The 25,221-nt window shown below is 46.0% G+C and carries 23 protein-coding genes; 15 read left to right on the forward strand and 8 right to left on the reverse strand.

Going from position 1 to position 25,221, the window contains the following annotated elements; genetic code table 11:
- Nucleotides 1-400: 400 nt before the first annotated feature.
- The 4 genes from phaC to R3289_RS18760 form a co-directional block, all read right to left on the reverse strand.
- Nucleotides 401-2,182 carry a class I poly(R)-hydroxyalkanoic acid synthase gene (phaC, locus tag R3289_RS18745; RefSeq protein ID WP_318927358.1) on the reverse strand — a complete coding sequence of 594 codons (1,782 nt, stop codon included), beginning with the start codon at nucleotides 2,180-2,182 and terminating at the stop codon, nucleotides 401-403.
- Between the two features lie 68 nt (nucleotides 2,183-2,250).
- A complete protein-coding gene (locus R3289_RS18750; protein ID WP_107285271.1) occupies nucleotides 2,251-2,598 on the reverse strand; it encodes a phasin family protein in 348 nt (115 codons plus the stop codon).
- A 117-nt stretch (nucleotides 2,599-2,715) separates the two neighbouring features.
- A complete protein-coding gene (locus tag R3289_RS18755; protein WP_318927360.1) occupies nucleotides 2,716-3,921 on the reverse strand; it encodes an acetyl-CoA C-acetyltransferase in 1,206 nt (401 codons plus the stop codon).
- Nucleotides 3,922-3,962: 41 nt separating this feature from the next.
- The gene (locus R3289_RS18760) at nucleotides 3,963-4,703 is read right to left on the reverse strand and encodes an SDR family oxidoreductase (protein WP_318927361.1); all 741 of its coding nucleotides are present in this window, start codon (nucleotides 4,701-4,703) and stop codon (nucleotides 3,963-3,965) included.
- 740 nt (nucleotides 4,704-5,443) lie between these two features.
- Between R3289_RS18760 and R3289_RS18765 the strand changes: the two genes are divergently transcribed.
- The 13 genes from R3289_RS18765 (at nucleotide 5,444) to gntR (ending at nucleotide 20,590) form a co-directional block, all read left to right on the forward strand.
- A complete protein-coding gene (locus R3289_RS18765; protein ID WP_318927362.1) occupies nucleotides 5,444-6,400 on the forward strand; it encodes a MoxR family ATPase in 957 nt (318 codons plus the stop codon).
- Entirely contained in the window at nucleotides 6,397-7,365 is a 969-nt protein-coding gene (locus tag R3289_RS18770) for a DUF58 domain-containing protein (protein ID WP_318927363.1), read from the forward strand. Before R3289_RS18765 ends, R3289_RS18770 begins: the two co-directional genes overlap by 4 nt.
- Nucleotides 7,358-7,903, forward strand: coding sequence for a DUF4381 domain-containing protein (locus R3289_RS18775; RefSeq protein ID WP_318927365.1), 546 nt, complete (start codon nucleotides 7,358-7,360; stop codon nucleotides 7,901-7,903). The genes R3289_RS18770 and R3289_RS18775 overlap by 8 nt, the downstream gene beginning before the upstream one ends.
- Nucleotides 7,896-8,861, forward strand: a complete 966-nt coding sequence (locus tag R3289_RS18780) for a VWA domain-containing protein (protein ID WP_318927366.1) — start codon at nucleotides 7,896-7,898, stop codon at nucleotides 8,859-8,861. The genes R3289_RS18775 and R3289_RS18780 overlap by 8 nt, the downstream gene beginning before the upstream one ends.
- Nucleotides 8,854-10,761, forward strand: coding sequence for a VWA domain-containing protein (locus R3289_RS18785; protein WP_318927368.1), 1,908 nt, complete (start codon nucleotides 8,854-8,856; stop codon nucleotides 10,759-10,761). Before R3289_RS18780 ends, R3289_RS18785 begins: the two co-directional genes overlap by 8 nt.
- Before the next feature lie 4 nt (nucleotides 10,762-10,765).
- Nucleotides 10,766-12,448 carry a BatD family protein gene (locus R3289_RS18790; RefSeq protein ID WP_318927370.1) on the forward strand — a complete coding sequence of 561 codons (1,683 nt, stop codon included), beginning with the start codon at nucleotides 10,766-10,768 and terminating at the stop codon, nucleotides 12,446-12,448.
- Nucleotides 12,449-12,732: 284 nt separating this feature from the next.
- The gene (sstT, locus tag R3289_RS18795; protein ID WP_318927372.1) at nucleotides 12,733-13,974 is read left to right on the forward strand and encodes a serine/threonine transporter SstT; all 1,242 of its coding nucleotides are present in this window, start codon (nucleotides 12,733-12,735) and stop codon (nucleotides 13,972-13,974) included.
- Between the two features lie 361 nt (nucleotides 13,975-14,335).
- Nucleotides 14,336-15,352, forward strand: a complete 1,017-nt coding sequence (locus R3289_RS18800) for a TRAP transporter substrate-binding protein (RefSeq protein WP_318927374.1) — start codon at nucleotides 14,336-14,338, stop codon at nucleotides 15,350-15,352.
- A 93-nt stretch (nucleotides 15,353-15,445) separates the two neighbouring features.
- A complete protein-coding gene (locus R3289_RS18805) occupies nucleotides 15,446-16,000 on the forward strand; it encodes a TRAP transporter small permease subunit (RefSeq protein ID WP_318927376.1) in 555 nt (184 codons plus the stop codon).
- On the forward strand, nucleotides 15,993-17,315 hold the full coding sequence (locus R3289_RS18810) for a TRAP transporter large permease subunit (RefSeq protein WP_318927378.1): 1,323 nt from the start codon (nucleotides 15,993-15,995) through the stop codon (nucleotides 17,313-17,315). The genes R3289_RS18805 and R3289_RS18810 overlap by 8 nt, the downstream gene beginning before the upstream one ends.
- Before the next feature lie 129 nt (nucleotides 17,316-17,444).
- Complete coding sequence (locus R3289_RS18815; protein WP_318927381.1) at nucleotides 17,445-17,978, forward strand: gluconokinase; 534 nt, start codon at nucleotides 17,445-17,447, stop codon at nucleotides 17,976-17,978.
- Entirely contained in the window at nucleotides 17,971-19,464 is a 1,494-nt protein-coding gene (gene gndA, locus R3289_RS18820) for an NADP-dependent phosphogluconate dehydrogenase (RefSeq protein ID WP_318927383.1), read from the forward strand. The genes R3289_RS18815 and gndA overlap by 8 nt, the downstream gene beginning before the upstream one ends.
- A gap of 124 nt (nucleotides 19,465-19,588) precedes the next feature.
- The gene (gene gntR, locus R3289_RS18825; RefSeq protein WP_318927384.1) at nucleotides 19,589-20,590 is read left to right on the forward strand and encodes a gluconate operon transcriptional repressor GntR; all 1,002 of its coding nucleotides are present in this window, start codon (nucleotides 19,589-19,591) and stop codon (nucleotides 20,588-20,590) included.
- 86 nt (nucleotides 20,591-20,676) lie between these two features.
- Here gntR and R3289_RS18830 read toward each other — a convergent pair whose 3' ends face one another.
- The 4 genes from R3289_RS18830 to R3289_RS18845 form a co-directional block, all read right to left on the reverse strand.
- A complete protein-coding gene (locus R3289_RS18830; protein WP_318927386.1) occupies nucleotides 20,677-20,874 on the reverse strand; it encodes a YtxH domain-containing protein in 198 nt (65 codons plus the stop codon).
- 207 nt (nucleotides 20,875-21,081) lie between these two features.
- A complete protein-coding gene (locus R3289_RS18835) occupies nucleotides 21,082-21,411 on the reverse strand; it encodes a hypothetical protein (RefSeq protein ID WP_318927387.1) in 330 nt (109 codons plus the stop codon).
- A gap of 185 nt (nucleotides 21,412-21,596) precedes the next feature.
- Nucleotides 21,597-22,070, reverse strand: coding sequence for a hypothetical protein (locus tag R3289_RS18840; RefSeq protein WP_318927389.1), 474 nt, complete (start codon nucleotides 22,068-22,070; stop codon nucleotides 21,597-21,599).
- Nucleotides 22,071-22,316: 246 nt separating this feature from the next.
- On the reverse strand, nucleotides 22,317-22,631 hold the full coding sequence (locus R3289_RS18845; protein WP_318927390.1) for a hypothetical protein: 315 nt from the start codon (nucleotides 22,629-22,631) through the stop codon (nucleotides 22,317-22,319).
- 359 nt (nucleotides 22,632-22,990) lie between these two features.
- Between R3289_RS18845 and R3289_RS18850 the strand changes: the two genes are divergently transcribed.
- Together R3289_RS18850 and R3289_RS18855 are read left to right on the forward strand one after the other, a co-directional pair.
- On the forward strand, nucleotides 22,991-24,034 hold the full coding sequence (locus tag R3289_RS18850; RefSeq protein ID WP_318927391.1) for a GMP reductase: 1,044 nt from the start codon (nucleotides 22,991-22,993) through the stop codon (nucleotides 24,032-24,034).
- Nucleotides 24,035-24,432: 398 nt separating this feature from the next.
- Nucleotides 24,433-25,158, forward strand: coding sequence for a carbonic anhydrase (locus R3289_RS18855; RefSeq protein WP_318927393.1), 726 nt, complete (start codon nucleotides 24,433-24,435; stop codon nucleotides 25,156-25,158).
- Nucleotides 25,159-25,221 lie beyond the last annotated feature (63 nt).

Here is a 25,221-nt window from a genome sequence, read left to right on the forward strand (position 1 = left end):
GACTGTGCCAATATCATTCCTCTGCAGGAATCATACTGTTCGGTCACTCAGTTCATTGATAAATCTTTCGACTTAACTTTTTCACGAGTGCCCACACAGATTGCATGGTCAAATTGTTAAAGAACGTTATTGCCTCGGCTACCTACTCGGTAGTTTGTCGTGACAACGGAATCGAATTATAGGGAGATATTCAAACATAACAATCGTTTTTTACAATTCACCTGCCAATAGCTCAATAATCAAGCATAACAAGGTAAGAATGGCGTGGAATAAACAATATTGTTTTGGCGTTCGTGTAACCCTAACATAGAAAAAGCCGACAAATGTTTGCCAGCTTTTTTCTATCTAGTTATTTAAGCAGCGCTAAGCCGGTTAAATAACTGCTTACACTACTGCTCTTTTACACCGTCGAAGCTTCAATCGGCAATGTTTGTAACACATATGAGCCCGGTGCCGCTGCTATCACAGGATAATTGGCATTTCCTGATGTTCGAGCATCAACCTGTTCACCTGTATTATAGTTCGCCAACCAGCTATTCCAGTGAGTCCACCATGAGCCATCCTGGCGGTTTGCTCCATTTAGCCATTCTTCAGCGTCTTCAACCTGATTATTATTCGTCCAGAAACCATATTTATTTTTATCCGGATGATTAACAATGCCTGCGATATGACCGGACTCACCAAGCACAAAGGTTGAATTACCATTCAGCATTTGAGCTCCACGGTAAGTACCTTGCCAAAGGGCAATATGATCTTCTTGGGTAGAGATAAAATAGGTCGGAACTTTAACTTTCGTCAGATCAATATATACGCCCCCCACTTTATAACCCTTAGGATCGACTAGTTTGTTCTCCAGATAAAACTGGCGAAGCAATGTACTGTGGCAAGCGACTGACACATTGGTACTATCACCATTCCAATATAAAAGGTCAAAATCAATAGGGCTATTACCTTTAAGGTAATTATTGATGTAGTAGTTCCAATACAAACTGTTTTCACGTAACAAGCTGAAGGTTACACTCAGTGAACGACCATCCATGTAACCCTTAGCTTCATTCTGCGCTTCAATTGCAGTAATAATTGGATCATTGATGTAAGCACCAATTTCACCTGGTTGTGAAAAGTCCAGTAATGTTGTAAATAGCGAAGCAGACTTAACACGATTACGCATACGCTTGGCAGAAAAATACGCTAACGCTGTCGCCAACAAGGTACCACCTATGCAGTAACCAGCAGTATTAATTTGCTTTTCACCCGTAATATCTGTAACAACATCAATCGCTTTTACAGTCCCATCAAGTACATAATGCTCAAAATCAATATCAACCATCGTTGCGTCAGGATTGCGCCACGACATTATGAATACCGTGTGGCCCTGCTCTACCAACCAACGCATCATCGAATTCTTCTCACGAAGATCCAAGATGTAGTATTTATTAATAAACGGAGGAACAATAAGCAGCGGTGTTTGATTTACTTTTTCAGTGAGAGGCTTATATTGAATCAGCTCGAATAGCTCATTCTTGAACACCACATCACCCGCCGTATTCGCAACATTGTCACCCAGCTTAAAGGCATTATCATTGGTCATGCGAATTTTGAGCACATCGGCACTTGCCTTCATGTCTTCCTGTAGCAGTTCCATGCCTTTGACTAAGTTCTCGCCATTTGTTTCAACTGTAAGTTTTGCGAGTTCCGGGTTGGTCGTTATAAAGTTGGTTGGTGAAAGGGCATTAATTGCCTGGCGCGAAAAGAACCCTAGTCGCTCTTTAGCTTTTTCATCTAATCCTTCAATCGAGTCGATGCTTTCTCTCATCGTATTACTGAAAAGCAGATAAGATTGTTTAATGTAGTTGTAGTACGCTTCGTTTGCCCATGCGGGATCACTGAAACGCTTGTCATCTTTTGCCGGCTTAACTAGATCGTTGTCTTCACCGCCATTCATGGCGACATTCTGCCAAATTTTCATTTGGTTATCCCACCACTCCATTTGCACTTTTGCAAGAACGGCAGGTTGTGCGGATGCTTTCTCAATCAGCTGTTTTGTATCATTAAGACTTACTTCGTTTAGCGCTTGATTAAGAGGGCTGTTATAGACTGTTTTGCCAGAGTTTTCCTTCCACCATAGCTGGTTTATGTCCTGGAGCTTGGCAAAATAGTCAGAAAAGAAGTTATAGTTCATTACAATGACCTCTGTACCTGGGCTAATAATGCCGCCCTCAGAAAGGGGCGGCAGAGTGGTCATATCACTTAAACTGGATTCACTTGCTTTACATTTTCAGCAACAAGTTCTTCAACATCATTTTTAAACGTCTGAGCCACTGCAGAAAATTTGTTGCTATCATCCATTAGCTGCTGGGAAAGTTTAGTTAATGTTTCTAGCTGCTGGCTATTGAATGCTGTCAACGATTCAAGATCTTTCACTTCACCCACAGCTTTAAGCTGAGATAAACCAAGATCGCTATAAGCACGTACAGCTGCAAGCTGAAGTTCAGTAAGATCTTCGACATTCTTAGTGAAGAGTTTGTTGAACTTGACGTAAGGTGCAAGTGTCTTTTCTGTTTGCTCTGAGAAAGATTTAAACATTTCCGTATACATAATCATAATTCCTTAAATAACAAAAAGTAATTAACGAAGTACCTGTCCAAGAATTAGTTTTTAATTCAGGCTGGTACAATCTGGGAACAACTGCTCTTTATCTGGAGCAACTGAGGGTTAAACCTTCTTCAATACGATGGCAGTACCCATACCACCACCCACGCAAAGTGTGGCCAGGCCATATTCCGTTCTACGACGACGCATTTCGTGTAGAAGGCTGACAATAATGCGGTTACCTGATGCGCCCAGAGGATGACCTAGTGCAATGGCACCACCATTAACATTAGTACGTTCGGCAAGGTCTTCAACCGAAGTGTTTAATTTATTAGCCACTTCATGCAACACACCCAACGCCTGCCCAGCAAATGCTTCATTAAATTCAAACAGACCGACCGACTGAATATCCAAATCAGCTTTACCCAAGGCTTTTACAACCGCAGGAACAGGGCCAAGCCCCATGACTTCTGGCGCAACGCCAGCTTGCGCATAGCTTCTAATTTCTGCCAGAGGAGTCAGGCCATATTTTTCAACCGCAGCTTCAGAAGCGACGATAATTGCGCTACCGGCATCATTAATACCGGACGCATTGCCCGCCGTTACTGATCCATCCTTTTTAAAGGCCGGACGTAGCTTCGACAGACCTTCAATAGTGGCATCGGCTTTAGGGTATTCATCGGTATCAACTAAGCTGGTTTTACGACGAACGGTCACTTCAACAGGTGCGATTTCATCAACAAACTTCCCTTGTTCGATGGCAGCCACTGCTTTTTGCTGACTAGATAAAGCAAAGTTATCTTGTTGTTCGCGAGTGAGGCCAACTTTTTCAACCACATTTTCTGCGGTCATACCCATGTGATAATCGTTGAAAACATCTGTCAAACCATCCGCAATCAATAGATCGGTCAGCTCCATGCTGCCCATTTTCTGACCATCACGAATTTGTGATGAGACAGCGAAAGGAATTTGTGACATAGATTCCGAGCCAGCAGCAACCACTAGGTCGGCATCGCCCGCTTTAATATGTGCAGCGGCGTCCATCACGGCTTTCATGCCACTACCACATACCATATTCAGGCTATAAGCCGGCACTTCATTGGGAATACCGGCATAAATAGCGGCCTGACGACCCGGCCCCATACCTTGCCCCGCCCCCACTACGTTACCGAGTACAACTTCATCAATTGCGTCAGCAGCTACATCGGCCTGGGCTAAAGCAGCTTTGATCGCTACAGCTGCAAGGTTCGCGGGGGAAACCGTTTTAAGAGCACCGTTAAAACTACCAATTGGTGTACGTTTAGCGGCAACAATAAATACTTTAGTCATGATCTTTTTGCGTCCATTCTTCAAACGTATTTAATACAGGCTTAGCGCATGTATAAGCCGCCGTTAACTGATAATGTTTCACCTGTAATATATGCGGCTTCGTCACTCGCAAGGAAAGTCACTGCAGCTGCAATTTCAGCAGGGCGAGCCAGACGTTTCATTGGAACTTCAGCTTTAATCCCTTCAAGTATCTCTGGTTTAATCGCTTCAACCATTGCTGTGCCGGTATAGCCAGGGGCTATCGCATTTACCGTAACGCCGGATCGAGCACCTTCTGCGGCGAGCGCTTTTGTAAAACCAATCATGCCTGCTTTAGCTGCAGAATAGTTGGTTTGACCAAACTGACCTTTTAAGCCATTGACAGAAGTGATATTGATAATGCGGGCATTGCCATGTTCACACATTACACCGAACAGAGGATGAGTCACGTTATAGAGACTGTTCAGATTTGTATTAATCACATCATTCCATTGCTCAACCGACATACGTTTGAATGTCGTATCACGTGTAATTCCAGCATTATTAACCAGCACATCAATGTAACCTTCTTCCTGCAACAATGTTGCAATCGCCTCTTTGCAATAGGCCGTATCTGTAACATCAAGCGGGAACAAGCGAACCTGCTCATCTGAATAATTATTCTGTTTAAACCATTCTTTTGCTTCTGCTTCAATTTTAGGGTAATACGAAGCAATTACACGATAACCGGCCTTCACTAAAGCTTCTGTAATTGCAGAACCCATTCCACCGTTTGCACCAGTCACTAATACTTTCTTACTCATTAAATCAGACTCCATCCTATCAATACAAATCACTATATGCCTGTAATCACTATATTTACCGTCAGAAAACACGTTATAAATATGAATATCAATCCAGATAGAACTTAAGCTTTATCCTTGAATATCTTTCCATCGTAGCGATTTAACATGACACATTTATGTTCCATTTGTTGCACAAGAATTATAAGAACACATACACATATCAACATCAATACACAGCATTGGTGGTCTTACCAATATACCTGAATAGAATCACAAATATTTTTCTTGCTATGCAAATGATACATTTATGCTATAAGCATGGGTTCTAAGATGTAATATTGATAATATGTTAAATAGCAAGGTGCGGATTTATACCAAAGAAGAAACAATAAGGTTAACGAACATCTGGCAGCATTATATTCCATGGCCTCGTGCATCTATGCCCTCGTTTTATTCACTAAGATGATTGAGCGAGCCTGGACATAAGAAACGAGCCAGGCAGTGTCTGGCTATAAAGAGACTGGTAAATAGTTTCATGCCGCAAGGTGGAAGAGATCTTCATACCAGATAGCACTTCTTCATGAATGAACATCTGAATACGCTATAATTCAACAAGGTGGCATCATGATCGAGCCATCACTGGACACCAATCGCTGAATATTATAAAAATCATACTGCGTGAACTTTATTGTATTTTCTTAGTCTGACTCTCACTCTTTCCTGTTGGACTGTTTGTATTCCAAGGACATGACCAATCTATGTTAGCAACAACTTTTCAACGTCTTAAAACCTACCTGGAAAGCCAGGTAATTGGACAGCCTGATCTCGTAAAACAGTTATTGATTGCCTTGCTTGCTGACGGGCATATTCTGGTAGAAGGGCCCCCTGGCCTTGCTAAGACCCGTGCTGTCAAGGTGCTGTCTGATTGCATTGAAGGCAGTTTTCACCGAATTCAATTTACGCCCGATCTGCTGCCTTCCGATCTGACTGGAACGGATATCTTCCGTCCGGAAACCGCTGAATTCACTTTCCAGCCAGGTCCGATTTTCAATTCACTATTACTGGCCGATGAGATCAACCGCGCCCCCGCGAAAGTACAAGCGGCGATGCTAGAAGCAATGGCAGAAAAGCAGATCACTACCGGTCGCAAAACCTATTCTTTACCTGAACTATTTCTGGTGATGGCAACCCAGAACCCTATTGAGCAGGAAGGCACCTATCCTTTACCTGAAGCACAGCTCGATCGTTTCTTACTGCAGCTCAATGTGAACTACCCGGATGAGGCCAGTGAACTGGAAATTCTGCGCTTAAACCGCGGCGAAGCCCTGGGGATTGTAAAATCAAAGCCTGTACAAATCAGCCAGGCGGAAATCTTTGCAGCCCGAACCGATGTATTGAACATCCATATGGCAGAAGATATCGAGCATTACATTATTCGCCTGACCATGGCGACACGCCAGCCTGAACGCTACAGCAAACAACTGGCGAGTTGGTTACAGATGGGTGTGAGCCCAAGGGCTTCTCTGGCTTTAGATCGCTGTTCCCGGGCAAATGCCTGGTTGAATGGCCGTGATTTTGTTACCCCCGAAGATGTTCAGCAGATGGCCTACCCGGTATTGCGTCATCGCCTGTTACTCAGCTATGAAGCACAGGCCGAAGGTATTGCGGCAGATTCCGTGGTGAGCCAGCTAATCGCTCAGGTTGCCTGCGCATGACACAAAGCGACATGACCGCCTCCCTGCCCGCCCACAGCGATGGGGTTAATCTATCGCTGGCAGAGTTGATGCAATATAAAAACCAAGCCATGCGGTGGTTGCCACCGGCGAAAAGTATCTGGTCACAACTTAATGGCCAGCACATGAGTCGCCAGAAAGGCCGAGGAATGAACTTCGCAGAAGTTCGCCCATATCAGGCCGGCGATGATATTCGGGCAATTGACTGGCGGGTTACAGCGCGAACCGGGAAAACCCACACCAAGTTATTTACCGAAGAACGTGAACAGCCTGTTATGTTACTGATTGATATCAGTGACAGCATGAAATTTGGCTCGCAACTGATGTTAAAATCGGTTCAGGCTGCGCACTTCGCCAGCTTATTAAGTTGGCTTGCGGTACGTGAGAAGGACCGAGTCGGTGCCATCATTTATGACGGTAACCAGCTTATAGAGTGTAAACCGACAGCACGCCAGCAAGGACCGCTCCGTGTTATCAACGCGTTAATCGGAGCACATCAGACTTTCGGTGAGCAAAAAAGTACCACGGTGCAAGCAAAAAACGGACACTCACTTCCATTTTCCGCTGCTCTCAAGCACTTGCACCACTTATGTCCGAAAGGCAGTGAAATTGTGATTATCAGTGATTTCTATCAGCTGGAAGATGGTGATAAACGTCGCCTGAGCCAGTTGCGCTATCACAACCGGATCCAATTTGTGCGGATTCATGATCCCTTAGAGCAAGGCCAAACTGCATTCAGGGGGAATGAAAATGTTACTGATAGTAAGCAATCACTCTGGCTCGATTTCTCCTCAAAGAAAACCCGGGAAAAACTCAGCCAGCAGTATGAAGCGCATCAATGCTTTATCCGGGAGATGACCCGGACGCTGGCGATCCCACTCCACGACTTATCTTCAGCTATACCTTTACTTCAGCAGTTAGGAGGTCAACGCATTCATTATGGCTGATCAAACTCTTGCTCCTCTTCCTATCGCCGATATTCATCTTCAAGCTATTCCGGGCATATGGCCCCTGGCTTGGGGATGGTGGTTATGTATTCTCTTTATGATTGGTGGTGTATTTGTTGCAGTTCGTCATCTCAAACAGTACCGCACAACTCAGCAAGCACGGAAAGAAGCCTTGCAACAACTCAAAGCTCTTCGCCAGACAGATCGTCTGGGCGATATCAATGACTTGTTACGCCAAGCAGCTCTGAGTTATTTCCCTCGCCCACAAGTCGCAGGGTTAACCGGTGAAAGCTGGCTGGTATTTCTTGATCAACAGTTGCCGGCTAAACACCGAGGCTTTCAAGATCATGCTGAACTATGGCAACAAGGGTTGTTTTCCCCGCAAGGGATCAACGGTGACGACTTCAAACAGTGCAAACGGCTTGCATCTGTCTGGCTGACAAAAGCGCTGCCACCGAAAAAAACGGCTTACTCCTTAGTAGATAGTCATTTATCCATTGGCTCATCTGGCGACAAAAAGGAGAACCGCGATGTTTGAATTCATCTGGATCTGGGCCTGGGCACTACTTCCGCTGGCCTGGCTGGTCTACCGTTTTAGCAAGCCAGTTATCAAGCCTGCGGCCATTAAGCTGCCTAAACTGCCCGAAGGGATCGGGCAACAGCAGCCGAAAACTATCTGGCGCCAAGTCATGATGGTCATTAGCTGGATCTGTCTGGTTGCTGCACTCGCCCGCCCGGTCTGGTATGGCGATCCTATCGTGATACAGCCGGATCACCGAGACATGCTGCTGGCCGTCGATCTGTCGGGATCGATGTCGATCCAAGATATGGTGACCACTGACGGCGAGAGTATTGACCGCTTAACCGCGGTAAAAGAGGTACTGTCTGACTTTATAGAGCACCGGAATGGTGACCGACTTGGTTTGGTACTGTTTGCCGATCATGCCTACCTGCAGACACCACTGACTTTTGACCGCAATACCGTTCAACAGCAACTGAGCCGGACCGTCTTAGGTTTGATTGGTCAAAGTACCGCTATCGGTGAAGGCTTAGGCATTGCTACCAAAACCTTTATTGACAGCGAAGCTCCGCAGCGGGTGATCATTTTACTCAGCGACGGAGCCAATACTGCCGGCGTTATCGAACCATTAGAAGCGGCAGAACTGGCGGCGAAAAGCGGTGTGACCATTTATACCGTCGGTGTGGGTGCCGAGGAGATGCTTCAACGCAGTTTTTTCTCGACCCGTAAAGTCAATCCTTCACAGGATCTCGACGAAAGAGCCTTAACCAAAATCGCCGACATGACGGGTGGTCAGTATTTCCGTGCCCGTAACCCGCAAGAGCTAAAAAATATTTATCAGTTAATCGATCAAATGGAACCTATTAATACTGCGCAACAAACCTGGCGCCCTCGTGACGAGTTATTCCGTTTCCCGTTAACCATTGTTTTGACCCTTTCCGTTGTCATCGCAATGATGAGGAGACGTCATGGTTGATTTCACCTTTCTCCACCCATACTGGTTACTCGCCATACTGCCCTTGGCACTGCTTTTGCCGTGGTTAAAAGGCAAAGCTCACCATTCGGGACTAATTGCCCCCCATCTGGCTAAACAGCTCGGATTTGAGCGTGGCAAAACAACAGCTAAACCTTTCTGGTTGTTAGGGATCGGTTGGTTACTGGCAGTCATCGCCCTGGCTGGGCCAAGCTGGCAGAAAACAACCCTGCCCGCATACAGTCTGTCAGGTGCACGGGTTTTAGTCATGGACATGTCACGTTCAATGTACGCCACCGACATAACCCCGAACCGCTTAACCCAGGCACGCTTTAAAGCACTGGATATGCTGCCCGGTTGGAAAGAAGGCAGTACCGGTCTGGTCGTTTATGCCGCCGACGGTTATATGGTCAGCCCGCTGACCGAAGACAGCAGTACATTGAAAACCCTGATCCCCAACCTGTCGCCGGAGATCATGCCGATTCAGGGCAGTGATGCCGCAGCAGGAATAAGAGAAGCGATCAGCTTATTAAAGCAGGCGGGTCACGCTGGCGGTGACATTGTTATGGTCACCGATGGCATGAGTAAGAGAGAATCGGAACAGGTAATGGATTTACTCGAGGATCAGGCATACCGTTTATCGATTCTTGCCGTAGGCACTCAACAAGGGGCGCCAATAAGACTGACGGATGGCAGACTGCTCAATGATAGTCAGGGGAAACCGGTTATCGCTCGGGTTGAACTGGATAATCTATTGCCACTGGTGCGCGCAACCAGCGGGAGCTTACAGTTATCGCAAACAAGCAACCGGGATGTCGATGCTATCATTGCTGCTACGGCCACACCGAGAGAACAAGCCAATAAGGATAAAGAGAAAGAGCTGGAAGATCGTATTAATGGCGGCTTTTGGTTATTGATCCCACTAATGCTATTTGCACTGCTCGGGTTCCGTCGTGGCGTGGTGATTGCAGCCATGCTGGTATTGATGCCTGTTGACCACGCTTTTGCATCACCATGGGAAAACAGCGACCAGCAAGGATACCAATCCTTCCAGCAAAATGATTATGTTGCCGCAGCCGAGCAATTTTCGGATCCTCAATGGAAAGGCATTGCTCAGTACAAAGCCGGTAACTATCAACAAGCCATCGAAACCTTAGCACCGCTTACTGATCCGACTTCTCGCTATAACCTTGGTAACGCTTACGCCCAGGCCGGACAGCTTGATGAAGCCATCAAGACCTATCAAGATTTGCTGGCGAGCAATCCGGAGTATACCGATGCACAAAAAAATCTCGATATCGTCAAAAAGGCCAAAGAGCAGAAAGAAGAAGAACAACAGCAACAGCAACAGCAACAGCAACAGCAACAGCAACAGCAACAGCAACAGCAACAGCAACAGCAACAGCAACAGCAACAGCAACAGCAACAGCAACAGCAACAGCAACAGCAACAGCAACAATCTGAGCAGAATAGCTCAGACAATAAAGAGCAATCATCAGATTCACCGCAAAACGACAGTCAGTCAGAAGATCAGCACAATTCCGAGAACAATCGTGACAGATCACAACAGGATAGCGGCGATAAACAACAATCCGCTGACAATGCTGATCCGCAACAAAATCCGGAGCAACAGCAGGAACAGGATCAACCACAAGATCCCAACCAGCAACAATCAGCTCAGCAATCCGCCGAACAAGCATCTTCCGAGGGGGTTGAAAACACCGAGCAACCGTCTCAGGCTATTGCGGCCAATGATGACAATACCAATCCGCTGTCAGCCAGTGACCCGATCCTTAAGAAGCTGGAACAGGTACCCGATGACACCAGCGGTTTGATCCGTGCTCAGCTACTATTACAGGCTCGTCAGAAACAAGCACCACAGTCTACCGAGAATTCATGGTGATACGATGAAAAGGAAAATGAATATTTTGTCTCAGTCAAAACGCCCAACAACTGCATTCCTGTGGGCAACAATGCTGATTATCGCCGGTTTCATGCCAGCCATTGCTTCGGCTGCACAGGCTGTGGCGACGGTATCGAAGAATATTGTCGGGGTCAATGAGGTATTCCAGCTGACCGTTTCAGTGGATGCCAGCATCAATACCAATGCACTGGATTTATCTCCATTATCCAATAGCTTCACTTATGGACGCCCGAGCGTCAGTACTAACACCTCAATGGTCAATGGTGTGATCACCCGCAACACGGAATGGAAAGTGGCAATGGCAACCAACGCTGTCGGGGAATTTACCATCCCGAGTTTTCGCATTGGCAGCTCAACGACTGAGCCAATCGTTATTCAGTCCTTAAAGAGCAGCAAAACCAACACGACGGATTCCACCAAGCCGGATATCAAACTTGATACCGAGATCGATAAAGAGCAGCTCTATATCGGCGAAAGTCTGCGCTATCGGGTGCAAATCCACATTGGCGAAAAGATGGATCAGGCCGCTTTGATTGCTCCTCAGGGCGACGGACTCGATGTTGTCCAAGACGGTGATGACAGACAAGCTGAAACCGTTATTAACGGCCGCCGCTATATCGTGATCACCCGTTACTATCAAATCACCGCCAATAAAGCCGGTTCGATCCTGCTGGAAGGTGCACAATTTAAAGGTAACGTAATAAAAGGCAGTCGAGGTTTTGGCTCCACTGTCAGTTTCCCGGTCGATAAACAAGCTCAAAACCTGTCACTTGATGTCAAAGGCAAGCCTGCTGGTTATCAGGGCTTATGGCTTCCTACCCCGGAGCTACAGCTTGAACAGGAATGGCAACCACAATCAAATGAAGTACGTATTGGTGAACCTTTAACCCGTATTATTACTCTACGTATTAAAAATGCGGCCCAAAGCAGCATGCCCAATCTGTCGCTGCAATATCCGGCCTCCGTTCGAGTGTATGACGAAACACCGGTGTACAGCAGTAACGATGGCTTCACCAGCATGACCGTCAAGCAGGTGATTATTCCCCGAGAGCAAGGTCAGTTAACCTTACCAGCCCTGCCGATAAACTGGTGGAATACGACCACAGGCCAGCAGGAAACCAGCAAGCTCGATGGTTTGTCCATTAATGTACTGCCAGGTGATAGCAGCAATACTGTCAGCATGCCACTGCTACCGGCGTTGTCAGATCCCCGCCCAACAGAAAACGCCACCCCGACCGAAGTCAAAGTAGTGACAAGTAGCGGATGGTGGCCATGGGCGACGGCCTTATTTGCCACTTTATGGCTTATCACCCTGGTACTATGGCTAAGGGCAAAGCACAATGCTCAAGCAACAAGGCCAACAGAAAAATCAAGTCAAGCGCAGGCAGTTATGAACCCGGTTCAACAGCTGATTGCAGCAGTAAAATCCGGACAGCCGCTCCGGGTGCAAACCTATTTCCAGCAATGGCCGAAGCAGCATTTGGACAACGCACTCGTCAGCCAATTAGAGAAAGAGGTTGCCGCAATGATGGCTGCCACTTACGGCAAAGAAAAAGGAACATGGGATAAAGCGGCCCTGCTGGCTCTTTTGCAACAGGCACAAAAAAACAAAGCTTACACAATTAAGCCTCCAGCATTGCAATCATTGGTGCCACCAAAAGGGTGAAAATCATTCAATAGGTGAATGAAAATCCGACTGAAAAGCTCATGCTGTGGTATGAGCTTTTTTAACAAATAGCAGCCGTTATTTATGAGTAAGGTTAACACCACAAACCAGGACTAAGACCGTTTTGTGATATTGGTCGGCTATCACAAAAATAAGGTTAAATAGATGTGACACAATAGTTTCTAAAAAGAGATCTGGTAATCTGTCGCAGATCCTGTTAAAAAATGTTTCTGAAGCGAAATATAACGCTTCAATACATATATAATAATTATGCAGGATGTATTATGAATCAAACACAACAACCTTTTTTAGCCCGAGTCGCCAACGGAAGTTTGGTTCTCCAAATTCTCGTTGGTATCATTGCAGGTATCCTCCTTGCGTCCATAGCACCCGAGTCAGCAGTTAATGTTGGTTTCTTGGGTGGATTATTTGTTAGTGCATTGAAAGCCGTCGCTCCGATCCTGGTTTTCATCCTGGTTGCCTCTTCGATTGCCAACCAGAAGAAAGGTGCCCATACAAATATGAAGCCAATCATTATGCTGTATCTTTTCGGTACACTGATGGCGGCACTTACCGCAGTAGTCATGAGTTTTCTTTTTCCAACCACTTTAACTCTTGTTGCTGGCAGCGCAAATGCAACGCCACCTGAAGGCATTGCAGAAGTACTGAATACCCTGCTATTTAAGATCGTAGACAACCCAGTCAACGCGCTCATGACAGGTAACTTCATCGGTATTCTGGCATGGGCTATCGCACTTGGTTTTGCCCTGCACAAAGCAAGCGACGCAACCAAACAAGTGTTCCACGACATGTCTGAAGGCGTAACCTCGATCGTTCGCTTTGTTATTCGTCTGGCACCAATCGGTATTTTCGGCCTGGTTGCGAATACGTTCGCAGAAACTGGTTTTGCCGCACTGGCTGGTTACGCACATCTGCTTGCGGTACTGCTAGGTTCAATGGCAGTCATTGCCTTTGTGGTAAACCCAATCATTGTTTATGTGAAAACCCAAGAAAACCCGTATCCGCTAGTATTTAAGTGCATACGCGAAAGTGGTATTACCGCTTTCTTTACCCGTAGTTCGGCGGCAAACATTCCCGTGAACATGCAGTTATGTAAAGATCTGGATCTGCATGAAGATACGTACTCAGTGTCTATCCCGCTAGGTGCGACTATCAACATGGCAGGTGCCGCGATCACTATTACCGTACTGACTCTTGCAGCCGTACATACTATGGGTGTTCAGGTCGACATTGCGACAGCTATATTACTGAGTGTTGTAGCAGCCGTATCAGCTTGTGGCGCATCAGGTGTTGCCGGTGGCTCACTGTTGCTTATTCCACTCGCTTGTAGCCTGTTTGGTATTCCAAATGAAGTGGCCATGCAGGTTGTTGCCGTTGGCTTCATTATTGGTGTGATTCAGGATTCAGCGGAAACCGCTCTGAACAGCTCTACGGACGTTATCTTCACAGCAGCAGCCTGTAAGGCCGCTGAAGCAAAGATGGTAACAGCGCAGACTAGAATTTAATTCTCTGATTAACACCATTTCTCCTAACATTAAAAGCGGCGGCCAACAGGTTGCCGCTTTTTTTTACACTCACCCCAAAGACTATGTAAATAATTGATAATCAAGAAAAATAATAAGTGTGTGATTTTCTTTTAATCATGCTTGATATTGCACCAATCCATACACACTGCACTTGATCAAAAGGTCCTTGGCTGACCCTTCACTCCCCCCTATTGTTATTGACATGTGAATATTTGTGATCCAATTCAAAGACAAGCAATCAACGTTACCGGTAACATGCACCCACAAAGGTTACCGGTAACATATTATTATTAGCAATAGAAATGCCCTATAACGACGTGAACAACCAAAGGATACCAATATGAAAAAAATAACGAAGACCTTAATCGCCGGAACGATCGCAAGCCTGTTATCAACAACAGCATACGCTGCTGATTTTACCTTCAAAATTCAATCTTCTGATCCTTCAGGTGATAAGAACTTCCAGGTTCAGCAGGCCTGGGCTGACCGCATTGAAACAATGTCAGCGGGCCGCATTGATATTGATTTGTTACCCGTCGGAAGTATCGTAAAACATACTGAAACATTAGGTGCGATAAAGATGGGCATCATCGACGGTCACATCACTGCAACCGGTTACTTTTCTGGTAAAGATCCCGCTTTTGGCCTGATTGGTAATATGGTCGGCGCCTGGTCTGACACGACTCAGTTACTGCAGTACATCAACTACGGTGGCGGCTATGAGCTAATGACGGAACTATATGCACCCTACGGTGTGAAGTTTGTTGGAGGCTCCACCACCGGGGTTGAATCATTTGTATCAAAAGTACCACTTAATAGCGTGGCTGATCTAAAGGGTCTTAAGCTACGTGCCCCTGAAGGGCTGGTACAGCAAGTCTTCGCGGCTGCCGGCGCATCTCCTGTTAACCTGCCTGGTTCTGAAGTATTCACCGGCCTGAGTAAAGGCGTTATTGATGCTGCTGACTATACGGTGTTCTCAACCAACCAGAAAGCCGGTATGAACGACATTGCAACACATCCCGTCCAACCGGGTTTCCACTCACTGCCTTTGATCGATATCTCTGTCAGCCAGAAGAAATGGGACAAACTACCAGCAGATCTGCAAGAGATTCTGACAACGTCTGTACGTGATCTTTCATACGATATTACCACTCAGCTTAAAATTGCCGATCAGCAAGCGGTAAAAGAAGCTGAAGAAAATCCAAACATCACGATTCACAACTGGTCTGCAGACGAACGTAAGAAATTCCGCGAAATTGCCCGTGAGCAATGGAAAGTATTTGCAAAACGTTCACCAAATGCGGAGAAAGTTTACGACTCAGTGACTCAGTTCTTAGAAGAAAATGCGCTGCTATAACACCTGATTTTCAGGTTACTTACAACAGCAAGCTCAATAGCGGTTTCATTATGAGGGCTAGTTCAGCCCTCAGCTCCACATGGACATCCTGCGATGAATACCAACAAATCAGCTCAAGAACCTGACGATGAAAAGCCTCGTAATCTGCTGGACGCTTTTATCATCAAACTTGGAAATCTCCTTAGCCTCTTTTTTATTTTTACTGTTGCGATTTCATTTTACGAAGTCCTGATGCGTTACGTCTTCAACTCTCCGACTATCTGGGTCCATGAAACGGCCTCGTTCATCGGCGGCTCACTCTTTGTATTCGGTGGTATTTATGCCTTTGCCACCAACAAACATGTTCGGGTGGTACTTATTTACGACGCAGTTTCGGTTAAAACACGCCATATCCTGAACATTTTCCACCATCTTGTAGGATTAGCCTTCTCTGGCATGATGACCTGGGCTTCTTACCAAATGGCTCACGAATCCTGGTTTTCACCATGGGGAGAATTGAGATTAGACTCCTCAGGCTCTGCCTGGAACCCGCCCTTTCCAGCACTGCTTAAAGCCATTATTTTTATAACATTTTGTGTATTAGTGGTTCAGTTTATTCTTCACCTTATTTTTGAAATCAATATCCTGAGGAAACAAAAAGATGTTTGATTTATCAGCGTTAGGTCTTGGCTACGGCAGTTTGCTAATGCTGGTTATGATGATTGCCCTTTTGCTAACGGGCATGCAACTGGCATTTGTTACCGGTTTTGTGGCTATATTTTTTACTCTGGGCTGGTTCGGCGTAGATGCCCTTCCTCTGGTAACCAGTCGCATGTATGGCTTTGTCGATGGCTACATCTTCCTTGCCGTTCCGATGTTCGTATTAATGGCAGCACTGTTAGATCGCTCAGGTATCGCTCGCGATCTATTTGATGCCATGAAAGTCTTTGGTCGCCGTCTTCGTGGCGGTGTCGCCGTCCAAACCTTGCTGGTTGCCGTGGTACTGGCATCCATGTCAGGCGTGATAGGCGGTGAAACTGTTCTGCTCGGCATTCTGGCCTTACCGCAGATGCTTCGTTTAGGTTACGACCGCAAGCTCGCAATTGGCACCACCTGTGCTGGCGGCGCATTAGGTACCATGCTGCCACCCAGTATTGTCCTGATCATCTACGGTTTAACTGCCAGCGTCTCTATTGGTGACCTCTTCAAAGCCTCGTTTTTACCTGCGCTACTTTTGGCGCTGCTGTACATCATTTACGTGTTAGTACGCTGTAAGTTGAATCCGGCTTTAGCTCCTCTTCCTACCGAAGAAGAACTGGCTCAAGATGCCAAACAACATCCTAGTTACTTTAAAGCCTTGTTTTTCCCCATGCTGTCGGTAGCCACCGTGCTCGGCAGTATCTACACAGGCGTCGCATCAGTCACTGAAGCTTCGGCATTAGGGGTTGTTGGTATCATGATTAGTGCGGTGATCCGTGGCGAAATGAACACAAAAATGCTTAAAGAAAGTGCCGTCGCTACCATGAAAACCTGCGGCATGATCATGTGGATTGGTATTGGAGCCAGCGCACTGGTCGGCGTCTACAACCTGATGGGGGGAATCCATTTTGTAGAGCAAACGATCTTCGCGTTAAGCGGTGGTAGCCCGACAACGACATTGTTAATAATGATGGCCATTTTGCTGGTTCTGGGCATGTTCCTCGACTGGGTAGGTGTCGCGCTACTGACCATGCCAATTTTCGTACCGATAATTACCAACCTTGGCATGGACCCAATCTGGTTTGGTGTCGTGTTCTGCCTAAACATGCAGGTTTCATTCCTTTCACCACCATTCGGACCCGCAGCATTTTATCTGAAATCGGTTGCGCCTAAAGACATCAGTCTGGGTGAGATTTTCAGTTCGCTACTGCCATTTATCGGGTTACAAATCATTACATTATCTCTGGTTATTATCTTCCCGCAGCTTGCTCTGTGGTGGCAATAAACTGATCTGAATATATTTGCTTTATTGCTGACAGATATATTCAGTGCCCGCAGTTCAAAAGAGATTTGTGATTTAAAAGATTGATCAAATATTGCCCTGCTGTAAGGCAGGGCCAGGAAAATACGCCTTATGAACAATAAAAAAATATTAGTTATGGGAGTATCTGGTTGTGGAAAAAGCCTTATTGGCCGGAATCTGGCCACAGCTTTAAATCTACAATTTTTTGACGGGGACGATTTTCATCCTCAGGAAAATGTCGAAAAAATGAAACAAGGTATTCCACTCACCGATAATGACCGTTTTGACTGGTTAACAAAACTGAATCAGGTGTTTTGTTCTGAACCAACCGCAGTGATCGCGTGCTCAGCGTTAAAACCAGAATACCGAGATATGCTGCGTCAAAACAATACCGAACTGACCATCATCTATCTTCAGGGTGATTTCGAGACCATCTGGAACAGGCATAAGAAAAGATCCGATCACTACTTCAATGGCCACACGATGCTTAAAAGTCAATTCGCCACGTTAGTTGAGCCGGAACAACACGAAGCTATCTTTATCGATATCTGCCACTCTGCAGATCAGGTATTAACCGACATCTTAGAAAAACTGGCTATCAATCAGTCATACCAGACTGAAAAAAAGGGAAAATATAATGACTGATACTTTGTGTAATATCGCCATGATTGGTCTGGGTGTCATGGGCAGAAACCTGGCGCTCAATCTGCTCGATAACCAGTTCAAGGTTGCCGGTTTTGATCTGAATCCCAAGCTCGTAAAGCAGGCTCAGGATGAAGCGAGCCAGCTTGGTAAAGGACAGTTTCTATCCTGCCAGTCTTTAGCTGAAATATTAAGCAGTTTGGAAAAACCACGGATCATCGCCCTGTCAGTTCCGGCAGGTAAGGCCGTCGACAGTGTCATCGCATCGTTAATCGATGCGGGGATTGAAGCCAATGACATCGTTATTGATACCGGCAATAGCCTGTGGACTGACACCATTGCTCGCGATGAAACGTACAACACGCTATTTAAGTTTTTCAGCACAGCCGTTTCAGGCGGTGAAATAGGTGCTCGGTTTGGCCCCGCACTCATGGCCAGTGGCTGTGCCGCTTCCTGGCAGCATATACAACCGATGTGGGAAGCTATCGCGGCAAAGGTTGATCAGAGCGGTTTACAGCTCCCACCGCTAAGCAGCGGAGAGCCTTGCGCAGCTTATATCGGCCCAAGCGGCTCTGGTCATTATGTCAAAATGGTCCATAACGGTATTGAATATGCCGATATGCAGCTTATTTGCGAAGTGTACCAATTCCTGCATCAGGTATTGAATATGCCCGCCCGTGAAATTGGCCAGGTATTTGCACAATGGAATAAAGGAATACTGAACAGTTACCTGATGGAAATCAGTGCTGATATTCTCCAGCAGCAAGATCCAGCGACCAAGAAACCTCTGGTCGAGATGATCCTCGATAAAGCCGGTCAAAAAGGGACTGGGTTGTGGACGGCAGTCACCAGCCTGGAAGCCGGCTGCCCAGCCCCGACAATAGCTCAGGCAGTGTATGCTCGTTCACTGAGTGGCTTAAAAGATCAACGAACGCTGGCCGCAAAATCACTGCAGGTGATCACGGACACGGCAATCTCAATCAATAAAGACACCGCTATCGAGCAACTTCACGATGCCCTCTATTGCGCCAAACTCTGCGCATACGCCCAGGGCTTCGAACTCATGAAAACCACAGCACAGCAACAAGATTGGCAGCTGGATTTTGCCAGCATCGCCAAGATATGGCGGGCGGGATGCATCATTCGGGCAATCTTTTTGCAATCCATCGCGGATGCATACACCGCTCAGCCAGAATTGAATAACCTGCTGTTAGATTCAACGTTCAGCCATGAATTAGAACTGCGCCAGCTCAACTGGCGCAAGGCTGTCGCTAACGCCAGTCTGCTCGGTGTCAGCTGCCCGGGCATTAGTTCCGCGCTGAACTATTTTGATGCAATGTGCAGCGAAACTTTACCGGCCAATCTGCTTCAGGCACAACGGGATTATTTCGGCTCACATACTTATTCTCGCATCGATCGGCCCGAAGACGAAAAATTCCACTTTATGTGGAATCAATCACCAAGAACAGAAGTAAAGATTAGCGATTAACCGGTCAATGGCCCTTAATAGCGAGGGCCTTTTTCTTGCAATCGCTTTCCTTGTTATTACATTCATATTCCTGCAAAAACTGTGTTAATGTTACCAGTAACAAGTACAGTGACGATGTGGAAAAATGGTAATTAAAAAGAAACGGCCGACCCTTCAGGATGTCGCGAATTTAGTGGGTGTAACCAAGATGACAGTCAGTCGTTTTTTGCGTAACCCCACTCTGGTTTCCGAGCCTCTGCAAACCAAAATTTCTGATGCCGTCGAAGAGCTAGGTTATATCCCCAATCGCGCACCTGATATCCTTTCTAATGCAAAAAGTAATGCGATCGGCGTACTGGTTCCGTCATTGAGCAATCAGGTTTTCGCTGAAGTAATACGCGGAATTGAAAAGATAACGGGGCCCGCAGGCTATCAAACCATGCTTGCCCACTATGGCTACAGTAAGACTCTCGAGGAACAAAGTATTGCTTCGCTGCTGTCATACAATGTGGATGGCATCATTCTCTCGGAAAGCTATCACACCGACCGAGCCCGGAAGATGCTCAAAACAGCGGGTATTCCTGTCATTGAAATCATGGACTCTGTATCGCCGGCAATCGAGCAAGCGGTAGGAATTGATAATCAGGCTGCAGCCAGAGCAATGACAACAACAATGATCGCCAAAGGGCGCAAGAACATTGTCTATTTCGCAGCACGACTGGATGCCCGCACTCGACTGAAAATGCAGGGTTACGAACAGGCAATGTTAGAGCATGGCTTAAAGCCGATCAGTTTACAGACTGAAGATGCCTCTTCCTTTACTCTTGGGGCAGCCTTGTTACATCAAATGTTAAGAGACTACCCTGATGCTGACGGCATTTTTTGTACCAATGACGATCTTGCCGTCGGGGCTATTTATGAGTGCCAGCGTTTGGGGATCAACGTTCCGCAGCAGATTGGTATTGCCGGTTTCCACGGTCATGATATCAGCCAGATAATGGTGCCTAAGTTAGCCACGGTGATCACGCCACGCGAACGCATCGGCCAAACAGCCGCAGAACAATTATTAGCACGTTTAAAAGGAGAAATGCTTAAAGAACCAATTATCGACTTAGACTTCCAAATCGCATCTGGTGAAAGCATATAATGGGGAATCGTGTAGCAGGAGCCTGCTAGGCCGAGTACAAACAATCCAAATTGGTAACGGTGTACCAATCGGTTTTACTCAATCATTTAACTCTGCAGTTCTTCCAATTTTTCGGCTAGCTCATCGGCGGTATCAGATGCTTGTTCTTTAGCGCCTTCATACATATTTTGAATCTGTTCTAGTGGACTCGCGTTAGTCGCATCTACGATCAGATCTTTGTAAGTCACACCAATATAAACACCGATGCACATACCTAGCAGCATTGTTACGATATATTTCAACATCGATCCATCTCTTATCATTTCCTTGATGATTCATAGTATCGGAAACAGGTGAAATGGCATACTGCCATCTGTCTCAAAACTAACAATTTACTGGTCTAGGAATATGACCGGTAAAAAAAGGCGGATGCACTCATTACTAGAACAAGACATTACCGCCTTTGCAAACATGGTTTCACACAGAGAAACGGCCATCATAATGGCTCGATGCTAGCGATTCGCGGGTCTCTCTGCGTAAACGTAATTATCACCCGATTTCTTATAAAACACATTTTCAACAATGGCATAAGAGGCACCCGCGATCACCGCAAAAGTTGCAATCTCAGGTAATCGAGAGCGGTGATAATGGTGTTGGGGTTGATTTACCACAACAACATTCTGAGAATAATGATGATCGTCGTGGTGATGATGGTGACGCTTCTTTTTATGTTTCACGACGACAACATCATGATGATGACCGCCGTGATGGCCTTTCTTTGCCCAGGCAAACGAAGGCAGGACAAATGACACCATTAATAAACAAGTGATGAGTAATTTCATAAGCTACTTTATGTTGTTATTGATAGTGAACATTGTATCTTTGAGTGCTCTGGCTATGTCAGCTTCAGGTCAGCAGTCTGTCAAATCTATCAACCAGACTCGGTTACAGAAAAGGTGTGAAATTTTAATAAAGCCTTCCCACACAATCTGGAGATCCCCGCCCCGAGTTCAGTGAATCCGTGATTTCAGCTTATTTGTCGCTGACACTGCATAGTAAAATGCTCAGCGGGCGTAATGTGATACCACATATCAAACTGCGCTTTATTTTCACTCAGTAAGTTCGGTTTAAAGAAAATACGGTAGCCGGTTAAGTCACGACGCTGGTCATAATCAAATGGGTTGGTATTGTAAGTATCAGTAATTATTTTGCGGTTCAACAGCACTGGCTTGAGTACATAATCCTGCCCTGTTTGCTTATAGCTGTAATCGACAAACAGGTTATATTCCAACTTCGTCTGTTTCTCTTCCTGATAGCGAATCCATTCTTGCGACTTTATCGTGCCATCCGGACGAAAATCATACCTTACCCAGCTTTGTTCACCTGCAGCAGCAACCTCTTCCGGTACGCACTGCCACAGCCCCACCATGTCAGGCAACGAAGATGACATAGCCATAACCGGAAACATTAACCCTGCAGCCAGTAAAAGTCTTTGCTTCATTCCTATGTCCTTTTAGTATTCTCTCGTACATTCTGCTAACAATAGCTTAACTTGCTCAGCGAACTCAATCATTGTATACCCAAACCACTCTCAGTCCTGCATCTTAAAATGACTTGAATCTCGCGACGCAACGATAGCCAGCATAAAAAAACGGAGTGGCCACAAGTCGGACACTCCGTTTTTATTTTATTACCATCACGGTCAGCTATTAGCTAAACACAGGCTTAGATAAAACAAGGGTGGTTTTTACCGCCGCCATTTTTTTAAGATCACGGAGATCGGCACGATAGGCCCCATCATATTCACCCGCAGAGGCGCACCGCCTAAACCATAATGAACTTCTGATGAGTCAGATGACGAATAATTATACTTATAGTTAAATTTATCCGTTGCTATATGCAACAAATCAAAATCCTTCCGGTGGCATGAAATATATGCCCGCCAATACATGGCATCGATGATTTCGTCTGGATGATCTGCCCGAATGATGAAGCGCCAACTTCCGTCTTCCCCGTAAAAATCAAGCGGGAATATCTTTTTAATTTTTCTTTTGCTTAACAAGGTAACCTATCCACATAGCAAGCTCTTGATACCAATCAGGTCAAAAAATCGACCCTTTCATTGTTTAATACTATTGGTAGAGGGAATTATGCAATGTTCCAGCGAGAATGGAAGAGGACAGGAAGAGAAAGAAGAATATTTTACTAAAATTCAGGATGCTGCGGGTTCAATCTTCGAAAGGATAACACAAAAAAAAACATATTATCAGACTTGTTAATTAACTTTCTGGGCCTATAATGCTGAAAACCGGAGCGTCTGCCAACGCTCCGGTTTTTTTGTGCCTGCTCATCTGACGCAATCGGTTATCTGCCAATAACCGGAAGGCTGAGAGCAATATTCGATAATACTAAGGAAATACTATGCGTATCGAACAAGACTTGAAATTGGGTTTTAAAGATGTACTGTTTCGTCCAAAACGTTCTACCCTGAAAAGCCGCTCTCAAGTCGAATTAACCCGCGATTTTACATTCAAGCATAGCGGTCGTCAATGGTCTGGCGTTCCTATTATTGCGGCAAATATGGATTCAGTCGGTAGCTTCGAAATGGCCGCCTCGCTTGCGAAACACGGGGTAATGACAGCCGTACATAAGCACTATACCGTTGAAGACTGGGCTGGTTTCATCGAATCCAATGAAGCTACCGTGTTAAACAATGCGATGGTATCGACCGGCACATCAGAAGCTGATTTCCAAAAAACCAAAGACATCATGGCGCTGACAGATGACTTAATCTTCATCTGCATTGATATTGCCAATGGGTATTCTGAGCACCTTGTTGAGTACGTACAAAAAGTGCGTGCTGAATTCCCAGACAAAGTGATCAGCGCAGGTAACGTCGTGACCGGTGACATGGTTGAAGAACTGATCCTTGCCGGAGCCGATATCGTTAAAGTCGGTATCGGTCCGGGCTCTGTCTGTACGACTCGTGTTAAAACCGGTGTTGGTTACCCGCAGCTTTCAGCCATCATTGAATGTGCTGATGCGGCACACGGCCTGGGCGGTCGTATCATCGGTGACGGTGGTTGTGCATGTGCCGGCGATGTTGCTAAAGCCTTTGGTGGTGGTGCAGATTTCGTTATGCTTGGCGGTATGCTGGCGGGCCATGTAGAAAGTGGCGGCGAAGTAATTCATCAAGACGGCAAAGCTTTCATGAAATTCTACGGAATGTCATCTCAGAGCGCGATGGACAAGCACTCAGGCGGAGTGGCTAACTACCGCGCCGCTGAAGGTAAAACCGTGCTATTGCCTTTCCGTGGTGAAGTTGACAATACCATCCAGGATATCATGGGCGGAATCCGCTCAACCTGTACCTACGTTGGCGCGGCGCACTTGAAAGAGCTGACGAAGAGAGCAACTTTCATCCGTGTTCTCGAGCAGGAAAACAACGTATACGGTAAAGAATAAACTCGGTATTTGCGAGTAATTAGAGGCCACTTTTTAGTGGCCTTTTTTGTGCCTAAAAACGGCCAGTGGCGACAGACAAAAAAACGTCCGTTATAGGTGGTGGGTGGTTAACTCACTTTACCGCTGCTTACATCCACCTCTGCGTTCTGTTCAATTTCGTCGACTACTGCATTAGCAATGCATGCAGGTTTGGTTGTGATTGCTCCGCCAATCGCGACTCCCGAACAATTCCGAGTATTAGAAAAGCATTATTGGCGTGGGACCCACTTACACTGAAGCAATGGCTACAATATAGCCTGAATGGAAGAAACCCCTAGTTGCTGCATGGAATTAGTTGACAGGTGCATTTTTTTTCATAATTTATTATGAGCTTTAACATTGAACTCATAGGTATAAAAATGAAAAAGACACAATTGGCTATAGCGGCGTTAGGTTTTCTGCTTTCTTCTTCTGCCTTGGCTGAAGGTAAGTGGAGCTATACAGGCGAGCATGGTGTTGAGCACTGGGGGGATACGCACCCGATATGTGCAGCGGGAAATAACCAATCTCCAATTAACATAACCCAACCTCTTGAAGTAGATCTTGCGCCGCTAAATATCCAATATCAGGGTAAAGTGACGGAATTGATCAACAACGGCCATACTGTACAGGCGAATGTTGAAGGGCTAAATACGCTGCTAGTTGATGGGAAGTCTTTCGACCTGAAGCAGTTCCATTTCCATACACCGTCAGAGAACTATATTAAAAACAAACAGTACCCACTTGAAGCGCACTTTGTTCATGCCAATGAGCAAGGTAATCTGGCTGTAGTGGCGGTAATGTTTGAAGCAGATCCAGCCTTCAATAAGAACTTATCTAACTTACTGACCGAAATTCCGTCGGAACACGATGAAGTAGAGTTGGATGCAGAGGTTAAGCCAAGCGAGTTGTTGCCGAGTACTGATTATTACTACCGTTTCAATGGTTCTTTAACTACGCCGCCATGCAGTGAGGGTGTTCGCTGGTTTGTTCTACAAGAGCCAGTGGCAGCTTCGACAAAACGAATTTCTATGCTAAGAGAGGCAATGGGAGCTAACAACCGTCCGCTACAACCGTTAAATGCACGTGTCGTAGTCGAGAAATAACGTCAGCAACCTTCATCAGTCATGATATAGCTCCGGTGATGAGGGAGCTATATCAAGCCTATA

Origin of the sequence: Photobacterium sp. (assembly GCF_033720175.1) — a bacterium.
Lineage (GTDB): Bacteria > Pseudomonadota > Gammaproteobacteria > Enterobacterales > Vibrionaceae > Photobacterium.